Origin of the sequence: Nocardia sp. NPDC059154, from assembly GCF_042755705.1 — a bacterium.
Lineage (GTDB): Bacteria > Actinomycetota > Actinomycetes > Mycobacteriales > Mycobacteriaceae > Nocardia.
On record NZ_JBHZCS010000079.1, the window covers coordinates 26896 to 43707 of the forward strand.

A 16812-nucleotide genomic window follows, 5' to 3' on the forward strand; every position below is an offset into this window, starting at 1 on the left:
GTTCCCCCTCGGCGGCGTCGGGTTGGTCGTACGATGGGGGACTCGCGCACAAAACCGCTCGTAGCACCGAATTCGCATGCTACGCAGGCCGTCCGCCATGGCGAAGTGCCACGCAGGGTCGGCGAAGTTGCGGCGAGTCTCCTCAAATTGCGATGTTTGCGAAGCCGAATCGGTACCATCCTGCACGTGCGCAAGATGTATGCGGGCGCCCGACTACGGCGGTTGCGCGAGGAACGGCGGATGACCCAGGCGGCCTTGGCCAAATCCCTGGACCTGTCGCCCAGCTACCTCAACCAGCTCGAGCGTGATCAGCGGCCGCTCACCATTCCGGTGCTGCTGAAACTGAATTCCACCTTCGACCTCGATGTGCAGTTCTTCGCCGCGGACTCCGACGCGCGGCTGGTCTCGGACCTGCACGAGATCCTGGTGGAGGCCGCGGGCGGCAATGCCGCGCCGGTGGCCGAGGTCGAGGACCTGGCCACCCGCATGCCCGAGGTCGCGAAAATCGTTGTGGCCATGCACCGCCGACTACGTGCCGCGACCGACCAGTTGGATCTGTTGTCCTCCAAGGTGGCCACCCCCACCGGCGCACCCGGCGTCCCCATGCCCTACGAGGACGTGCGCGACTTCTTCTACGATCACCACAATCACATCGCCCAGCTGGATCTCGCGGCCGAGCGGCTGTTCGAGGAGAGCGGGCTCACCATCGGCTCCCTCGACCGGCAGCTGGCCCGGGTCGCGGAGGAACGCGCCGGGGTCACCGTCCTGGTCCGCGGCGACGGCGCCGATCCGAACATCCCCAAGCGCCACTACGAACCCGAGACCCGCACCCTCACCCTGGCCCGGCGACTGCGGCCCGGGCAGCGGGCCTTCCAGATCGCCACCACCCTGGCCTTCCTGCTGCACGGCGGCCTGCTCGACGAGGTTCTCGACGAAAGTCCCGCGCTCACCGGCGAATCCCGCACCCTGGCCCGGATCGGGCTGGCCAACTACTTCGCCGGCGCGCTCATCCTGCCGTACGGCAAGTTCCTGCGCTCGGCCGAGGAGCTGCACTACGACATCGACCTGCTGAGCCTGCGCTTCGAGGTCGGCTTCGAGACCATCTGCCATCGGCTCAGCACCCTGCAGCGGCAGGGCCAGCGCGGGGTGCCGTTCTTCCTGATCCGCACCGACCGCGCGGGCAATATCTCGAAACGCCAGTCCGCCACCGCCTTCCACTTCTCCCGGGTGGGTGGCAGCTGCCCGCTGTGGGTGGTGCACGAGGCGTTCAACCATCCCGGCCGCATGCTGTCCCAGATCGCCGCCATGCCCGACGGGCGGCGCTACCTGTGGGTGGCCCGCACCACCGCGCCCACCCCGACCGGATTCGGCACGGCCGGAAAGGAATTCGCCATCGGGCTGGGCTGCGACATCGAATACGCCGACCGGCTGGTGTATTCGCGCAGCCTGGAACTGGACGATCCGGCCGCGGCCGCGCCCATCGGCGCGGGCTGCAAGGTGTGCGAGCGCCCCGGCTGCGCCCAGCGCGCCTTCCCGCAGATCGGGCGGCCGCTGGCGATCAGCGAGCACACCAGTTCGGATCTGCCGTATCCCCGTATCCCCCGCTGAGATTCCCGCACACCTCGCCGAGCGCCCGCCCGGCTACCGCCGAGTTCCCCTGTAGCACCGCGCCTTCCGACGCCCTCGGCGGGCCGGTGTCCGTCGCGCGCCCATCGTCGCTGGCGAAAGCCCTGACGCTGCTCAGCTACTCCCTTATCCATTGTGGATATCCACTGTGCCCCATGGAATTAAATACCGAAAGGTATTGAATACTGTCTAGTATTATTTATTTCGGACACGGGAGAATGATGAGTCACCTGGATTAATCCGGCGTTTGCCGCCCATCACGAGCAGATCATGTGTAGCGTCTGGATTTGCTGGAAGTCTCTCCTGAAAAAACGGTGGCGCAGTGGTCGGTATCGATGGATGCCTCAAACGCATCATGGACATTCCCGGTGCATGCAGCGTAACCCTGGTAGACGGCGCGAGCGGCCTGGCCATTGCCGCGGCGGGGCGCCACGATGTGGTCGATCAACACGAAGATGCCGCTGCCGCAACCGATGTCGTGCGCTCCGTGCTCACCTCCCCGGCACTCGTCACCGGCCGCGCCGGCGACGACATCACCGAGATCATCGTCTGCGGAACCCAGGGATATCACCTGCTGAATTTGATCGACGGCGATTTCGACGGACGGCTTTTCGTGCATATCCTCTTCGATGGTGACACCGGCAATCTCGCCATGGCGCGATACCAGCTGCGGGCAATTCTCGCCGAATTTGCCGAGGACGATCATGGACAGTGAACTCGTCCTCGAACTACGGCGACTGGAGCAGCAATGCGGCACCGGCGCACTCACCGTGGGCGACGGCGCATTTCATCTCGTCGAGGGCGCGATCGTGGCCGCCGAATGCCGGCGCACCACCGGGCTGGACCGGATGGCGGTGGCGGCCGGGCTGACCGATACCGAGGGCTGGCGGCGCGCCCGCGCGGCCGCGGCCGGTGGGCCACGGCCGGGCCCGGTCGACGGGCTACTGACGAGCCCTCGCCTGGAAACCCTTGCGCTGCTGTCGGTCTTCGACGCCGCCTACATGTTGCTGGCCGCGCCGGCGCCGCTGGAATTCCGGGCCGGGCCGCCACACTGGCTGGCCGCCGCCTGCCGCATCACCCCGGGCGCGCTCCTGCACGAATGCGCCCGGCGCGGCGACCCGGCCACGGGCGAGTGGCCGGTGGAACTGGTCGACCGGGTCGCCGTGGTGCCGGTGCGGCGGGTCCGGCGGCGGCGCGTCGTGCTCACCGGCGGCCAGGCCGAGGTGCTCGCCGCCGTCGACGCCCGGCACAGCATCACCGCCATCGCCGAGGACCTGGGCCGCACCACCTACGGCTGCCTGCTCGCGGTGCGCGAGCTCACCGCGGCTGGACTGATCGAGCCGCCCGTCGTGGTCACCCTCGCCGACCACATCGGCCTGCCGGCCCCGCCCGACGCCGGCGGCCGCCCCGATCCCGGTGACCGCACCGGCGCGCGCCACCGCGCCGCGGAACCGGCCGTCCCGGCCCAGCCCGCAAGCGCGGCAGCCGATTCCATGCCCCCGCTGCGCCGCCGCATCCGGCAGGCCGCGGCGGTCACCGTCCCCGACCGCTGGGAGCCGCCCGACCGGGACGTGCTCATACGACTGCGGGCAGCACTGGAGGAACTGGCATGACCGCGGCCGGTGCACCCGGTGGGACACAACGGGCACAACCGCTCGGCGAACGGATAGGGAGGCGGCCTTGGAGGAGCACGCGTGACCGCGCGGAAGAGGCGGCTCGGTGAATTGATAGGAAGGTTGACCAAAGTGGCGATGTCCGGCCCAGAACCGAACACGCAGGTACTCAACGAGCTGAAGTCGCTGCGGGACCGGGTGCCGCAGCTGACGGGCACACTGGTGGCGTCCACCGACGGGCTGCTCATCGCGCACGATCTGCCCGCGCACATCGAGCCCGCGGGCATGGCCGCGCTCACCGCCGCCCAGCTCTCGCTCTCCCACCGGCTGTCCGCCACCGCGCACGGCGGCGGCTTCCACGAGGTGGTGGTGCACGGCGAAACCGGGGACGTGGTGATCTACGCGGTCGGCTGGACCGCCTCACTCACCGTGCTCGCCGGTCCGGGCGCGAATATCGGCCGCCTGCACCTGGAATCGCGGCCCACCGCCCGCGCCATCGCCGACCACCTCGCGGCGGTGACCGGGGAGGCCGACCCCATCCAGACCCTCAGCCCCAAGTGATAACACCGATTGAAAGGAAAACCCATGTCCAACATGGATATCGCGCTGAAGGACATGATGGTGATCGACGGCGCCATCGGCGCGGCCGTCGTCGACTACAACAGCGGCATGGCGCTCGGCATGCTCGGCAGCTCCAAGGCGCTGGATCTCCAGGTCGCCGCGGCCGGCAATACCGAGGTGGTCAGAGCCAAGATGCGCACCATCGATCAACTGGGCATCAAAGAGGACATCGAGGACATCCTCATCACGCTCAGCGGCCAGTACCACGTCATCCGGCCGATGACCGGCCGTAAATCCAAGGGCCTGTTCCTCTATCTCGCCCTGGACCGCGGCCGCGCCAACCTGGCCATGGCCCGGCACCGCCTCAAGGGCATCGAGGAGGACCTCGAAGTGTGAGAATCCGCCCGGCAGCATCCCTGTTCGCCCGTACGGACGGCATCGCCGAATTCCGTGCGGGCGAACATGTCTGTACCCGTGGCGGGCCGTCGATCTTGAATCCCCATGACGGGTCACCGATTTGCAATCGATCGGGCGCGCACCCAGCGACTACCCGGTAGTGTGAACACCGTCGAACAATCGGTCATCCGGCCGTCTCCGGACCCCGTGTTCGCATTCGTTCAGCCGATGCCAGACGGCGCTGTCCCGCATCGTGGACCCCGGCTGCTCTTCCTCGCCTCGCGTCCGACCCGACCTGTGAAAGGACGAAAGGAACCGCCCCCATGATCACCCAGGCAGATCTGCCCGCAGGACTTCAACTGCGGACGAGCGCGGCCGGCGGCCCCCATGGCAGCTGCGTCCAGGTCGGCTACTGGCCCGGCCGCGGCATCGTGGTCGCGCACAGCAAGGAAGGCAGCAACGGCGCGGTGCTGCTCTTCACGGTCCGGGAGTGGGAAGCCTTCATCCAGGGCGTGAAGGCCGACGAATTCCCCGCCGCCGGCTGACTTTCCGGACGCGCCGCGCCCACCCGTCCGCCATCGTTACCCGAGACCGGCCGGTCCCGCGGAATGCGACGGCGGGGGTGGGAACGGGTTAGGTTCGGTGGCTGTGGCGTTCGAATACCGGGTTGGCGACATCCTCGAGCTGTCCTGTCCGTTCACCGCGGCGCGGGTAACCGAGGTGACGGCGAACGACGTCTTCGTCGAATGGCCGTGGTGGGCCGTGGATCCGGCGAGCGACGGAGTGCGGTGGAACGGCGTGGCGGCGGTGGCGGCCGGGCCGGACACGCCCGGATGGGAACGGGAAGTGTTCCGGATCCAGCCCGCCGCCAGGGAACTCGCTGCCGAGGCCGACTGCCGCATCGGGATTCCGCCGACCGTCGTCCACGTCGTCGCCGTACGGCACTTCGATCCGCCGCGCGTGACGGGGTGGCTGCCGCGGCCGCGGCGGGAGGTCGTCTACCTGCGCGCGGGACAGTCCTTCGATCCGGAGCTCGACGATCAGGGCGCCGCGTTCGACCCCGAGGACGACATCCCCCGGCGCGTCGAATTACGGTTCCGCCCATACGCCTTCCTGGAGATCGGCGACGAGGTCGCCGACGCCGGCGGGCGCGCGTGGCGCTTCGGCGGACCCTGGACCTGGCGGCCGTTCGACGGTACCGAACCCGGCCGGCCCACCTGGCCGCTGCTGCTGCTCACCCGCGACGGCGACAGCGATGACGCGGCCGCGGTCGACGTCACCGAGGCCACGCTCACGGGTTCGCACGACGAAGAACTCGCCCGGTGGAACGAACTGGCGCAGCTGACCCCGGAGCCCACGGACGGCTGAGCCGTCAGGACTTGGCCAGATACTCCAGGCGTTCGCCGTCCACGGCCGCGCGCATCATGCTCGCCAGGCCGGGATGGTTCCGCAGGCCCGGATCGGACTCGACGATCTCACGCGCCAGCTGCTGTGCGGCCGTGATGACTTCGAGGTCGTCGAGCAGCGACAGCAGGCGCAGGCTGCGGGCCGTGCCCGACTGCGCCGAGCCCAGCACATCGCCCTCGCGGCGCTGCCGCAGATCCAGCACCGCCAGTTCGAAGCCGTCGGTGGTGCCGGCGACCGCCTCCAACCGGGCCATGGCCGTTCCCATCGGATTGGTCTCGGTGATGAGCAGGCACAGGCCCGCATGCTTGCCCCGGCCGACGCGGCCGCGCAGCTGATGCAGCTGGCTCACGCCGAAACGATCCGCGTCCACGATCACCATGACCGTGGCATTCGGGACGTCGACACCGACCTCGACCACCGTGGTGCACACCAGCACGTCGATCTCGGCGTCATTGAAGGCGCGCATGACGCGATCCTTCTCATCGGCGGGCAGCCGACCGTGCAGCAGGCCCACCCGCAGCTCCTTGAAGGCCCCGGAGCCGAGCATCTCGTACATGTCGACCGCCGAGTGGGTGGTCGGCCCCTCCTTCTCCTCCTCGGCTTTCGCCTTGCGGCCCTTACTCTTTCCGTTCTCCTCCTCGTCGCCGATGCGCGAGCACACCACATAGGCCTGACGCCCCTGCGCCACCTCCTCGCCGATGCGCTCCCACGCCCGATCCACCCACGCCGGTTTCACCTTGGCGGGAACGACTTTCGAGGTGATCGGGGAACGGCCGCGCGGAAGCTGGGTCAGCACCGAGGTTTCCAGATCGCCCAGCGTGGTCATGGCGATGGTGCGCGGAATCGGGGTGGCCGTCATGACCAGCAGGTGCGGGCTGGCGGCGTCCTTGGCCTTGGCGCGCAGGGCATCCCGCTGCTCCACGCCGAAACGATGCTGCTCGTCGACCACCACCATGCCCAGATCGAAGAACTCCACATTGTCCTGGATCAGGGCGTGCGTGCCGATCACCAGGCCCGCCTCGCCGGTGACCGCGTCCAGCAGGGCCGCCTTCTTCTGGCCCGCCGACATGGAGCCGGTCACCAGCACCACCTTGGTGGCCTGGTCGGCCGCGCCCAGCTCCCCCGCGTTCCCGAGATCGCCGAGCATCTTCGTCAAGGACCGATAGTGCTGCGCCGCAAGGACTTCCGTCGGCGCGAGCAGCGCGCACTGCTGGCCGTTGTCCACCACCTGCAGCATGGCGTGCAGAGCCACGATGGTCTTGCCGGAACCCACCTCACCCTGGAGCAGCCGGTGCATGGGATGGCTGCGCGACAGGTCGGCGGAGATCTCGTCGATGACCGTGCGCTGACCCTCGGTCAGCTCGAACGGCAGCCGCTTGTCGAAGGCGGCCGCGATGCCGTCGGTGCGCGGCGGGCACGACTTGGCCGCCCGGCCCTCCACCTGATGGCGGCGCTCGGCCAGCACCAGCTGCAGGGCCATCGCCTCGTCGAAACGCAAACGGCCGCGGGCGGCTTCGATATCGGCCTTGTGCTCGGGTAGGTGGATCAGGCGCAGCGCGTCGGAGACCGGCAACAGCGCGTGCTCGGTCCGCAGCGCTTCCGGCAGCGGATCGTCGATGGGGTCGAGCTGGTCGAGCACCTGGCGGATGCAGCGCAGCAGATCCCAGCTCTGCACCTTGGCGGTCGACGGGTACACCGGGATGAATTCGCGCTCGAAGAACGAGACGTCTACTCCCCCTGCGCCTTTCGCGCTCTGCGCCAGGCCGCGCAGCGCGCCGCCGCCGCGCACGGTGGTGAGGCTCTCGATCGACCCGTCACCCTTTTCCGGCAGAATCAGATAGTCCGGGTGCGAGAGGTTCCAGCGGTCGGGCCGCCACCAGTGCACGGTGCCCGACATCATGGCCCGCACACCCTCTTTCACCAGATAGCGCACCTTGTCGCCATTGAAGAAGGTGATCTCCACCGGGCGCGCGCCGCCGGTGTCCAGGTTCACCTTGAGCAGGCTGCCGCGCCGGTTCTTCATGGGCCGCAGCTCGGTCTTGGTGACCCGGCCCATCACCGTGATGTGCTGGCCCTCCTCGGGCGCCTCCTCGGTGAGCGGCTGCCCCTGGGTGGCGTAGCGCAGCGGATAGTGCCGCAGCAGGTCCTCCACCGTCTGCATGTCGAAGTGCTCCTGCAGCCCCTCGGCCGCCTTCACCCCGAGCACGTGGTCGAGCCGATCCGCCAGTGTCGCCATCTATTCCACCCCGATCTGCACCAGGTCACCGGCCTGCCCGCCCGGGTACACCACCACTTCCACACCCGGGAAACCCGCGGCCACATGCCCGGCCAGATCAGCGGAAAGCCATTCCGGCGCATCGCATCCGATGAGCACGGTCACCAATTCCCCGCCCAGCCCGAGCATCCGGTCCAGCAGCGTGCGCCCCGCCGCCCGCACATCCGGATCGATCACCACCACATCGTGGCCCACCAGGCCGAGTCCGTCGCCCGCCTCGCACATCCCCACCATGGTCAGCGCCCGCTCCGGCGCCATTCGCAAAGCCCCCCACCGTGTCCCGGCCGCCGCCTCCGACATGGCGAAGGCGTCGTCCGCCGCGGCCCGCCCCGTATCGTGCATGGCCAGCGCCGCCAGCCCCTGCACCATCGACCCGCACGGCAGCATCAGCACCTCGCGCTGCCCGTCCCGTGCCGCCACACTCACCGCCACCAGCTCGTGCGCGGGCAGTGCCCCGTTCGGCAGCACCAGTACCTCCCGCTGCCGGACCGCGCGAATCGCTTCGAGGAGCACGTCCGCCGTCACCTCGCCCTCCAGCACCACGGCGCCCGCGTCCTCGAACAGCCGCACCGCGCCCGCCCCGGTCGCCACCGCCAGAATCGCCCGATCCGTCCCGCCGGGGGGATGGGTGGACACGGTCAGCGTCTCGATGCGAATCCCGCTCAGCGCCCCCGTCTCGAGCCCGGCCTCGACCGCCGCCCCCGCATCGGCGCAGTGCACGTGCGCCGACCAGGTCTGCGACCCGTCGCCCACGACGACCACCGAATCCCCCAGCGCACCGAGCCGATCCCGCAGGGCGGCGATCCGCTCCTCGTCGGTCCCGCGCACCAGGAACATGACCTCGTAGTGCGGCGCGGCCACCCCCGCCCGGCCGAACGAGCCGCTCGCAGCCGAATTCGCTACCGCGACAACCGCATTCGACGCCGCTCCGGCAGCTGTCCCCGGCCCCGCACCCGGAGCGTCCGCGTCGAGGTCGCCCGTGGCGCTCACCCTGTGCTGTTCCGGTGCGCCGCGCCGGTAAGCCGGTCGCGCCGGCGCGCTACCCCCGGCCGCCGCCACCAATTCGTCGAGCAGTACCAGCAATCCGCGCGCCCCGGCGTCCACCACCCCGGCCTCGCGCAGCACCCCCAGTTGGGTGGGCGTCTCCCCCAACGCCTTGGCCGCTCCATCGGCCGCCGCCAGCGCCACCGCGACCAGATCCCGCTCCGAACAGTCGGCGGCCCGCTCGGCAGCCCGCTCCAGCACCGTGAGCATGGTCCCCTCGACCGGCGAACTCAGCGCCTCCCGTACCAGCCGCGCGGCCTGCCGCAACGCCACCCGCAGCGCCTGTTCCGTCAGCGGCCCGGCGGCCACCGCGTCCGCTATCCCGCGTAGCACCTGGGACAGGATGATCCCCGAGTTGCCCCGCGCTCCGATGGTCGCCGCTCTGGCCATGGCCGTGGCAACCGCCCGAGCGGACAGCTCCGGCTCGTTCGTACGCACTGCCGGCTCGTTCGTGCGCACCTCTGGCTCGTTCGTGCGCACCTCTGGCTTGTTCGCGCGAACTGCCTCGGCACCGCTGACGGCTGCCCGCATGGTGCTGAGCAGATTGGTGCCGGTGTCGGAGTCGGCGACGGGGAAGACATTGAGAGCGTTGATCTCGTCCCGGTGACGTTCCAGGGCGGTCAGGGCGAGCCGGCCCCACCTCAGCAGGGCAGTTCCATCCAGGCCCTCGTGACCGTCGAACGCGTCCGCTACCCCGGGCACCGTCACCGTCCTCTCGCGTCGTGGAATCCCGGCCGCCAGCCTAGTCGGGGCAACCGACACCACGCCGCCACCTGGCATTCGTACGCCGCATACGAAGCCGTGCCCGGGGGCTGATTGGACACGCCCGGGCGGGGTTGGCTACTCTTGTGCGGTTGCCTCACGCAGGCACGTTCCTGCCCTCTCAGGTATCGGCCCGCGTTCACCAGCGATTTGCTGGTAGGTACGTCCAAGACATTAGGCTTTCGGACACGCTGTGCACCGTGCAGCGCGTCCCACTATGACATGAAGGAGCTCGCGACTATGGCTGCCGTCTGTGACGTCTGCGCCAAGGGCCCCGGCTTCGGTAAGTCGGTTTCGCACTCGCACCGGCGCACCAACCGTCGCTGGAACCCGAACATCCAGACCGTGCGCGCCCAGGTTGCCCCCGGCAACACCCGCCGCATGAACGTCTGCACCTCCTGCTTGAAGGCGGGCAAGGTCGTTCGCGGCTGAATCAGCTTTTCCACAGAAGCCCCGGCACCCAGAATTGGGTGATCCGGGGCTTTTGTCTGCAGTGGGAGGACGCATGAGCGAATGGCGGGTGGTCCCGCTCGGGGCCGAGCACGCCCACAGTCTCGGCGCCTGCCACGTTGCCTGCTGGCGTGAGGCGTATCAGGGCCTGATCCCTCAGCACGTGCTGGACGCCTTCGATGTGGATCGGCGCGCCGCGGCCTGGGACCGGGTCCGGGTGAAGTATCCGGGGCACGTGTGGGTCGCCGTCGTCGACGACACCGTCGTCGGATTCGCGGCCGCCGGCCCCGCGGCCGAGGAGAACTCGCCCACGCCACGGGAACTCAATGCCATGTACATACGTGCCGCCTACTACGGCACCGGCCTCGCCGACGAGCTGATGCGCACGGTGCTGTCGGACGACGCCGATACCTCACTCTGGGTGTTCGAGGAGAACCCCCGCGCGCAGGCCTTCTACAAGAAGTACGGCTTCGAACCCGACGGCGAACGCCGAGTCGAAGCCTTCAGTCCCGCAATCCAAGTGCGGATGGTGCGCCGGGCGCCGCGCGACGAGGACCGGCGCCCGACGCCCGGGATCACGCCGCGCCGTTGATGCAGTCCACCTGCTGGCTGATCGACTGCACCACGCACGCCAGGCGCGAGGTCACGTTCGACGACAGGCCGCTCACACTGTTGGTGTCGAGCAGGCTGCCAACCGGGGTGACCGTGGTGGTCTTCACATCGGGGACGTACGGGTCCAGCGTCAACGGCTCGGCGTTCGCGGCGGCCGGGGCCGCGGCCAGCGCCGCGCCCGCGGCCAGCGCGACGAAAACACCACGGGCAGTCTTCTTCTGCATACACATGCTCCTGAATCAGGTAACGGATCAGCGCTACGGCAGACGCCAGTCCACCGGCGCGGCCCCTAGGGTACCCAGCAATTCGTTGGTTCGGGAGAAAGGCCGAGAACCGAAGAATCCTCGCGAAGCCGACAGCGGTGAGGGATGGGCGGATTCGATGTACGGAGTGCTGCCCAGCATGGGCTTCAATGTCGAGGCGTCGCGGCCCCACAGAATCGCCACCAGCGGCTGGTCCCGGGCCACGAGCGCGCGAATTGCCTGCTCGGTCACCGCTTCCCAGCCCTTGCCGCGATGCGAGGCCGGCTGGCCCGGCTGCACGGTCAGCACTCGGTTCAGCATCAGCACCCCCTGATCGCACCACGGCGACAGATCACCGTTGGACGGCGTCGGGAAGCCGAGATCCTTGGAGTACTCCGAGTAGATGTTCGACAGGCTGCGCGGAATGGGCGAAACATCCGGGGCCACCGAGAAACTCAGCCCCACCGGATGGCCCGGAGTCGGATACGGATCCTGGCCGACGATGAGGACCCGCACCTTGTCGAACGGCCGCTGGAAGGCCCGCAGCACGTTCTCCCCCTTCGGGAGATAGCCACGCCCCTCGGCGTTTTCGGTTCGCAGGAATTCACCCATCGCGGCAATGCGGTCGGTCACCGGCTCGAGGGCCTCGGCCCAGCCCGTATCGATGACTTCCGACAGTGGTTTCGCACCCATGTCGGGAAAACTTATCGTGTCGAGTTTCATCGCGGTACCGGACCCGGCTATGCGAAGGATTCCCAACCGGCCGGTCCGGACCGGAGGGTGCCGTCGACGGTGACGCCCGCGCCTGCGCGGACCTGGCCGATGCGCACCCAGCCCTCCGGCAAATCGCCCGAATCGGCGAAAGTTGCTGCGAATGCGTGATCCTCGCCGCCCGCCAGAATCCAGTCGAGGGGGTCGACGCCCAGCGCCTTCCCCACCGCCTCCAGACCGGGATCGGTCAGCGTCGCCGCCGCCAGATCGATGGCCACACCGGAGGATTCGGCGATATGCCCGAGATCGGCGAGCAGACCGTCCGACACATCGGTCAGCGCGGTGATCTCCGCGGTGTCCGGCAGCTCCAGCACCGCCTCGTACGGCGGCCGCGGAACCCGGTGCGCGGCAACCGCGTCCGCGAACTCGGCGGCGTCGGCCCCGGCCGTCAGCACCGCCAGCCCCGCGGCCGACCAGCCCAGCCGCCCGGCCACCGCCACCACATCGCCCGGCCGCGCCCCCGACAGTTTGATGGGCGCGCGGCGCGGATCGCCGAACGCCGTCACCGAAATGATCAGCAGCGGGCTGCGGACCATGTCGCCACCCGCGATGGAGGCCCCGGCCCGCCCGGCCTCGGCCCACAGGCCGTCCGCCAGCGCACGCACGAATTCGACCGGGGTGTCCGACGGGCAGCCCAGGCCCACCACGAAGGCGCTGGGCACCGCGCCCATGGCGACCACGTCCGCGGCGTTCTGGGCAATGGCCTTGCGGCCGATATCGTGCGCGCTCGACCAATCGGTGCGGAAGTGCCGGTCCTGCACCAGCATGTCGGTGGTCACCACGAACCGGCCTTCGGGCGCGGCGATCACCGCCGCGTCGTCACCCGGACCGAGCAGCACCCCCGGCGTCTGCGTCCGCCCCTGGTTCACCAGCGCAATGAGCCCGAATTCCCCGAGCTCGCCCACGGTGTGGGCGGCCGGAACAGACTGCGGCCTGCTGCTGGCGGTGATGGCGGTCTCCTTCGGGACGAGTGTGATGCGGACGCCTGACCGCTCGACGGTACCCTCGAACCCGCAATCGACGACCAGCAGCCGGGACGCGTGCCCGGCACGCCACGATCGGGGACCGACGACCGGATGAGCAACGACACCCGCGGCACCGAACCGGACACCACGCCGGAGCGCACCGACGCGACCGAAGCCGACGCGGCGAAGGCTGCCGACGCCACGGCGGCGGAGGCCACGGACGCCACGGCGGCGGAGACCGCAGACGCCGCGAAGTCGGAGGACTCGGAGGCCGCGGAGTCGAAGGATTCCGACGCCGTTGAAGAGGCTGCCGCGAGCCAGGACTCGGACGAGGATTACGAGGTCCGCCGCTCGCCCGCGCTCATCGCCACCGCCGTCGCCCTCCCGGTCGCGCTGGTCGTCGGGCTGCTCGTCATGGGTGTGCTGGCCAATCGTCATCACAGCCGCGACCCGCTGGTTCTGGGCGCCGTGCCCGCGCCCACCGCGTCCGGCCCGGAGTGCACCGCCCTGATGCCCGCACTGCCCGACAAGATCGGCGACTACACCACCTCCGAGCTGGTACAGCCCGCGCCGCCCGCCACGCACGCCTGGCAGCTGCCGGACGGCGGCGACGCCATCGTGGTGCGCTGCGGCCTGGATCGGCCGCTGGAATTCGTCAAGTCCTCGAGCATGAACCAGATCCAGACCAGCAAAGCGGTCAATGGGGACTCGGGCGTCAACTGGTTCGAGGTGCGTGACCAGACCAGCGGTGTCACCTCCGGCACCTACTGGGCGGTGGACCGTGGCATCTACATCGCGCTGACCATGCCCGACAATGCCGGACCCGCTCCGCTGCAGGACATTTCGGCGGCGATCCAGCAGACGATCCCGCAGAAGCCGATCGACCCGAACCCGATCCCGAACTGACGGCGGCCGGTCCGGCAGAGATATATCTGTCGGTGCTCGCTCTATCCGTCAGAGTTTGCGGAGCGTGGCCTTCCCGGACGTGAGGTCGATCTCCACGCCCTTGTCCCCGTCGCCCGGGTTCTCCCGGTGCATCAGCACCGACTGCCGCTGCTCCATCTCGTGCCGCTTGGCCGAGTTGAATGCCGCGTCGAACTGCTCCAGGCCGATGGCCGCCGCGCTGCGGTCGCCATCCTCGGCCCGCATCCACGGCAGCGCGGTGCGCCCGGTCACCCTGCGGTAGGCCACATCGGCGAAGGCCACCGCGATGATCAGCAGTGCCAGGCCGGGAATCGTCAGAGCCACGATCACCTGATCGAGGCTACGCCCGGCCCGAGGCGGCCGCCGTCGCCCGCAGGTCGTATGCGAACGGCCCGGTCCCTCATCCGAATTGATGAACCGGGCCGCCGGAGATGCGGTCAGCGCAGGCCGGTGCCGCGCGCGCGAGCCGTCTCGATGAGGGTGCTCACCAACATCCGGTTGTCGATGCCGGTGGCCTCCCACATGCGCGGGTACATGGAAATGGCGGTGAACCCGGGCATGGTGTTGATCTCGTTGATGACCGGACCGTCGGCGGTCACGAAGAAGTCGACGCGGGCCAGGCCCTGGCAGTCCAGCGCCCGGAAGGCCTGCACCGCCAGCTCCCGGATCTGCTGGGACACATCGTCGTCCAGCTTGGCGGGGACGTCGAACTCGCAGACGTCGTCCAGGTACTTGGTGTCGAAATCGTAGAAGTCGGGCGCCTCGGCGTCGTCCTCGGGCATCCGGATCTCGGCCACCACACTGGCTTCCACCCGGCCGTCCGGGAATTCCAGGACGCCGCACTCGACTTCGCGGCCGACGATGCCGGCCTCCACGATCACCTTCGGGTCGTGGCGGCGCGCGGCCTCGATGGCGGCGTCGAGCTCGTCCCAGCTGTCCACCTTGGTGATGCCGATGGACGACCCGCCGCGGGCGGGCTTCACGAAGACCGGCAGCGCCAGGCGGGCCCGGTCGGCGTCGGCGACCGTCGCCACGCCGGGCCGCAGCACCACCTGCACACCGATCGGAAGACCTTCGGCCGCAAGGAGTTTCTTGGTGAACTCCTTGTCCATCCCGGCCGCGCTGGCCAGCACGCCCGGACCCACGTAGGGCAGCTCGGCCAGCTCCAACAGACCCTGCAGGGTGCCGTCCTCACCGAAGGCGCCGTGCAGCACCGGGAACACCACGTCCACGGCGCCCAGTACGGTGTCGGCGCCGTCCAGCGGCACCAGCGCGCCGCCGCGCGAGGGATCGGCGGTCAGCGCCAGCGCGGTGCCCTGTTCGTCGACCACGGGTAGCGCCCGATCCTGCGCGGACAGCGCCCGCGGATCCGCGTCGCCGAGCACCCAGGTGCCGTCGCGCGTGATGCCGATCGGAACCGCCTCGTACCGTTCGGGATCGAGGCTCGCCAGCACGGTGCGTGCCGAGACACACGACACCCCGTGCTCGTTGCTGCGGCCGCCGAACACCACCGCCACCCTGGTCCTGTTGGTCATGCCCCGAACCGTACCCGGTCGAATATGGCGGCAGTGTTACACGGTCGTCCCGACCAGGGACAGGTCATTCCGATTTCAGGCGGCGACCCTGCAACTGCCCGACCGCCTCGGCCGCCGACAGCCCCTCGTGGCACACCTGGTGCACGGCATTGGTGAGCGGCATTTCCACCCCGTGCGCCGCGGCCAGCGCCCGCACCGATGTGCAGGACTTCACACCCTCCACGACCTGGCCATGAGTGGCGTCCAGCGCGGTCTCCATGGTGCCGCCCGCACCCAGCGCGTGCCCGAAGGAGCGATTGCGCGACAGCGGCGAGGTGCAGGTGGCCACCAGATCGCCGACACCCGCCAGCCCCGCGAAGGTGACCGGCTCCGCGCCCACGGCCACCCCGAGCCGGATGATCTCGGCCAGCCCGCGGGTGATGAGGGTGGCGATCGAGTTGTCACCCAACCCCATCCCCGAGGCGATACCGCAGGCCAGCGCGATCACGTTCTTGCAGGCGCCGCCGATCTCGCAGCCGATCACATCGGAATTGGTGTACGGCCGGAAATAGCCGGTGGCGCAGGCGTGCTGGACCGCCTCGGCCCGCGCCACGTCCGGGCAGGCCACCACGGTCGCGGCGGGCTGGCCGGCCGCGATCTCGTGCGACAGGTTCGGGCCCGACAGCACCGCGATCCGGCTCGGATCCGCGCCGCTGACCTCCGCGACGACCTGGCTCATGCGCAACAGGGTCCCGGTCTCGATGCCCTTGGCCAGACTCAGCAACGTGGCGTCGGCCGGAATCAGGTCCTTCCAGGCCGCGAGATTGGCGCGCAGCGACTGCGAGGGCACCGCCAGCACCACGATGTCGGCACCGTCCAGCGCGACCGCGGGATCATCGGTCGCGGCCAGGGGCGGCAACGCCACATCCGGCAGATACCAGGGATTGCGATGCTCGGTGGCAAGCACTTTGGCCACCTCCGGCCGTCGAGCCCACACGGTGGTCTCGGTTCCCGCCTCCGCCAACACCTTCGCGAACGCGGTCCCCCACGACCCCGCGCCCAACACCGCTGCCCTTGCCATCTGCTCAATATATGCGTGTGTGATCGGAGCCATGCCGTTGTGGCATCTCCTGGAATTCGACGCCGCTCACACGGCCGTCATCTTGGAGTGGGAGGATTCGGGCATGCGCGCGGCCGGAGCGGAGCGGAGAGCACAGTGAACACAGCCGTGCACGCGGTCATCGCGGTCAAGAGTCTCGGACTCGCCAAGAGTCGGTTGTCCGATGGGCTGTCCGCGCATCAGCGGCCGCGCCTGGTGCTGGCCATGCTGTCGGACACGGTGACCGCCGCGGCCGCCGCCCGCGGGGTGGCCTCGGTGACGGTGGTGACCCCGGATCCGGCGGTCGCCGATCTGGTGCGCGACCTGGGCGCGACGGTCCATCCCGAACCCACCGCGATCCCGCCGCACACCAGCGGACTGAACGCCGCCCTGGCCGCGGGCGCGGCCGCGGTGCGGAAGGCCCACGGCCCGGTCGATCTGCTTGCCCTGCAAGCGGATCTGCCCGCGCTGCGCCCGGCCGAACTCTGCGACATGCTGGCGAGCACCGGGCATCAGCGCTCGGTGGTCGCCGATCACGAGGGCAGCGGCAC

Annotated in this window: 19 protein-coding genes; 11 read left to right on the forward strand and 8 right to left on the reverse strand. The window is 69.6% G+C overall.

What is annotated here, in order from left to right; all coding sequences use genetic code 11:
* Positions 1–186 precede the first annotated feature (186 nt).
* From ACFXN1_RS42995 to ACFXN1_RS43025, 7 genes are all read left to right on the forward strand, one after another.
* On the forward strand, positions 187–1608 hold the full coding sequence (locus ACFXN1_RS42995) for a short-chain fatty acyl-CoA regulator family protein (protein ID WP_379441056.1): 1422 nt from the start codon (positions 187–189) through the stop codon (positions 1606–1608).
* Positions 1609–1948: 340 nt separating this feature from the next.
* Complete coding sequence (locus tag ACFXN1_RS43000) at positions 1949–2341, forward strand: hypothetical protein (protein ID WP_379386812.1); 393 nt, start codon at positions 1949–1951, stop codon at positions 2339–2341.
* Positions 2331–3239 carry a hypothetical protein gene (locus ACFXN1_RS43005; protein ID WP_379441057.1) on the forward strand — a complete coding sequence of 303 codons (909 nt, stop codon included), beginning with the start codon at positions 2331–2333 and terminating at the stop codon, positions 3237–3239. Before ACFXN1_RS43000 ends, ACFXN1_RS43005 begins: the two co-directional genes overlap by 11 nt.
* 138 nt (positions 3240–3377) lie before the next feature.
* Complete coding sequence (locus tag ACFXN1_RS43010; RefSeq protein WP_379441058.1) at positions 3378–3800, forward strand: roadblock/LC7 domain-containing protein; 423 nt, start codon at positions 3378–3380, stop codon at positions 3798–3800.
* A gap of 24 nt (positions 3801–3824) precedes the next feature.
* Positions 3825–4196: a hypothetical protein gene (locus ACFXN1_RS43015; RefSeq protein ID WP_379364596.1), complete on the forward strand. Its 372-nt coding sequence runs from the start codon at positions 3825–3827 to the stop codon at positions 4194–4196.
* 323 nt (positions 4197–4519) lie between these two features.
* Positions 4520–4741: a DUF397 domain-containing protein gene (locus ACFXN1_RS43020; protein WP_379386818.1), complete on the forward strand. Its 222-nt coding sequence runs from the start codon at positions 4520–4522 to the stop codon at positions 4739–4741.
* Positions 4742–4838: 97 nt separating this feature from the next.
* Entirely contained in the window at positions 4839–5564 is a 726-nt protein-coding gene (locus tag ACFXN1_RS43025) for a hypothetical protein (protein ID WP_379441059.1), read from the forward strand.
* Positions 5565–5568: 4 nt separating this feature from the next.
* Here ACFXN1_RS43025 and recG read toward each other — a convergent pair whose 3' ends face one another.
* Both recG and ACFXN1_RS43035 read right to left on the reverse strand, forming a co-directional pair.
* Positions 5569–7839, reverse strand: a complete 2271-nt coding sequence (gene recG, locus ACFXN1_RS43030) for an ATP-dependent DNA helicase RecG (RefSeq protein ID WP_379441060.1) — start codon at positions 7837–7839, stop codon at positions 5569–5571.
* The gene (locus ACFXN1_RS43035) at positions 7840–9585 is read right to left on the reverse strand and encodes a DAK2 domain-containing protein (protein WP_379441069.1); all 1746 of its coding nucleotides are present in this window, start codon (positions 9583–9585) and stop codon (positions 7840–7842) included.
* 339 nt (positions 9586–9924) lie between these two features.
* On the opposite strand from ACFXN1_RS43035, the gene rpmB reads away from it, so the two are divergent.
* Together rpmB and ACFXN1_RS43045 are read left to right on the forward strand one after the other, a co-directional pair.
* Complete coding sequence (gene rpmB / locus ACFXN1_RS43040; protein ID WP_011210730.1) at positions 9925–10116, forward strand: 50S ribosomal protein L28; 192 nt, start codon at positions 9925–9927, stop codon at positions 10114–10116.
* Between the two features lie 73 nt (positions 10117–10189).
* Complete coding sequence (locus ACFXN1_RS43045) at positions 10190–10726, forward strand: GNAT family N-acetyltransferase (RefSeq protein ID WP_379441061.1); 537 nt, start codon at positions 10190–10192, stop codon at positions 10724–10726.
* On the opposite strand, the gene ACFXN1_RS43050 is transcribed toward ACFXN1_RS43045, so the two are convergent.
* From ACFXN1_RS43050 to ACFXN1_RS43060, 3 genes are read right to left on the reverse strand one after another with little or no spacing between them, the layout of a single operon-like run.
* Positions 10710–10970 carry a hypothetical protein gene (locus tag ACFXN1_RS43050; RefSeq protein ID WP_354837864.1) on the reverse strand — a complete coding sequence of 87 codons (261 nt, stop codon included), beginning with the start codon at positions 10968–10970 and terminating at the stop codon, positions 10710–10712. The genes ACFXN1_RS43045 and ACFXN1_RS43050 overlap by 17 nt on opposite strands.
* 33 nt (positions 10971–11003) lie before the next feature.
* Positions 11004–11681 carry a uracil-DNA glycosylase gene (locus ACFXN1_RS43055; RefSeq protein ID WP_354837984.1) on the reverse strand — a complete coding sequence of 226 codons (678 nt, stop codon included), beginning with the start codon at positions 11679–11681 and terminating at the stop codon, positions 11004–11006.
* A 47-nt stretch (positions 11682–11728) separates the two neighbouring features.
* Positions 11729–12664 carry a thiamine-phosphate kinase gene (locus tag ACFXN1_RS43060; protein ID WP_379441062.1) on the reverse strand — a complete coding sequence of 312 codons (936 nt, stop codon included), beginning with the start codon at positions 12662–12664 and terminating at the stop codon, positions 11729–11731.
* Between the two features lie 171 nt (positions 12665–12835).
* Here ACFXN1_RS43060 and ACFXN1_RS43065 point away from each other — a divergent pair, with 171 nt between their 5' ends.
* Complete coding sequence (locus ACFXN1_RS43065; RefSeq protein ID WP_379441063.1) at positions 12836–13630, forward strand: DUF3515 domain-containing protein; 795 nt, start codon at positions 12836–12838, stop codon at positions 13628–13630.
* Between the two features lie 48 nt (positions 13631–13678).
* Here the strand turns inward: ACFXN1_RS43065 and ACFXN1_RS43070 are convergent, their stop codons facing one another.
* The 3 genes from ACFXN1_RS43070 to ACFXN1_RS43080 form a co-directional block, all read right to left on the reverse strand.
* Entirely contained in the window at positions 13679–13978 is a 300-nt protein-coding gene (locus ACFXN1_RS43070) for a DUF6191 domain-containing protein (RefSeq protein WP_379441064.1), read from the reverse strand.
* Between the two features lie 107 nt (positions 13979–14085).
* On the reverse strand, positions 14086–15183 hold the full coding sequence (locus ACFXN1_RS43075; protein ID WP_379441065.1) for a D-alanine--D-alanine ligase family protein: 1098 nt from the start codon (positions 15181–15183) through the stop codon (positions 14086–14088).
* Positions 15184–15247: 64 nt separating this feature from the next.
* Complete coding sequence (locus ACFXN1_RS43080) at positions 15248–16243, reverse strand: NAD(P)H-dependent glycerol-3-phosphate dehydrogenase (protein WP_379402797.1); 996 nt, start codon at positions 16241–16243, stop codon at positions 15248–15250.
* A gap of 135 nt (positions 16244–16378) precedes the next feature.
* Here ACFXN1_RS43080 and cofC point away from each other — a divergent pair.
* On the forward strand, positions 16379–16812 hold a 434-nt coding region (gene cofC, locus ACFXN1_RS43085; RefSeq protein ID WP_379463906.1), incomplete at its 3' end, for a 2-phospho-L-lactate guanylyltransferase.

Coding starts and splice junctions, on each gene's coding strand:
- ACFXN1_RS43055 (WP_354837984.1), bottom strand. CDS start 11,681: ATGGGTGCGAAACCACTGTCGGAAGTCATCGATACGGGCTGGGCCGAG.
- rpmB (WP_011210730.1), top strand. CDS start 9,925: ATGGCTGCCGTCTGTGACGTCTGCGCCAAGGGCCCCGGCTTCGGTAAG.
- recG (WP_379441060.1), bottom strand. CDS start 7,839: ATGGCGACACTGGCGGATCGGCTCGACCACGTGCTCGGGGTGAAGGCG.
- ACFXN1_RS43005 (WP_379441057.1), top strand. CDS start 2,331: ATGGACAGTGAACTCGTCCTCGAACTACGGCGACTGGAGCAGCAATGC.
- ACFXN1_RS43050 (WP_354837864.1), bottom strand. CDS start 10,970: ATGCAGAAGAAGACTGCCCGTGGTGTTTTCGTCGCGCTGGCCGCGGGC.
- ACFXN1_RS43045 (WP_379441061.1), top strand. CDS start 10,190: ATGAGCGAATGGCGGGTGGTCCCGCTCGGGGCCGAGCACGCCCACAGT.
- ACFXN1_RS43020 (WP_379386818.1), top strand. CDS start 4,520: ATGATCACCCAGGCAGATCTGCCCGCAGGACTTCAACTGCGGACGAGC.
- ACFXN1_RS43065 (WP_379441063.1), top strand. CDS start 12,836: ATGAGCAACGACACCCGCGGCACCGAACCGGACACCACGCCGGAGCGC.
- ACFXN1_RS43080 (WP_379402797.1), bottom strand. CDS start 16,243: ATGGCAAGGGCAGCGGTGTTGGGCGCGGGGTCGTGGGGGACCGCGTTC.
- ACFXN1_RS43010 (WP_379441058.1), top strand. CDS start 3,378: ATGTCCGGCCCAGAACCGAACACGCAGGTACTCAACGAGCTGAAGTCG.
- ACFXN1_RS43015 (WP_379364596.1), top strand. CDS start 3,825: ATGTCCAACATGGATATCGCGCTGAAGGACATGATGGTGATCGACGGC.
- ACFXN1_RS43075 (WP_379441065.1), bottom strand. CDS start 15,183: ATGACCAACAGGACCAGGGTGGCGGTGGTGTTCGGCGGCCGCAGCAAC.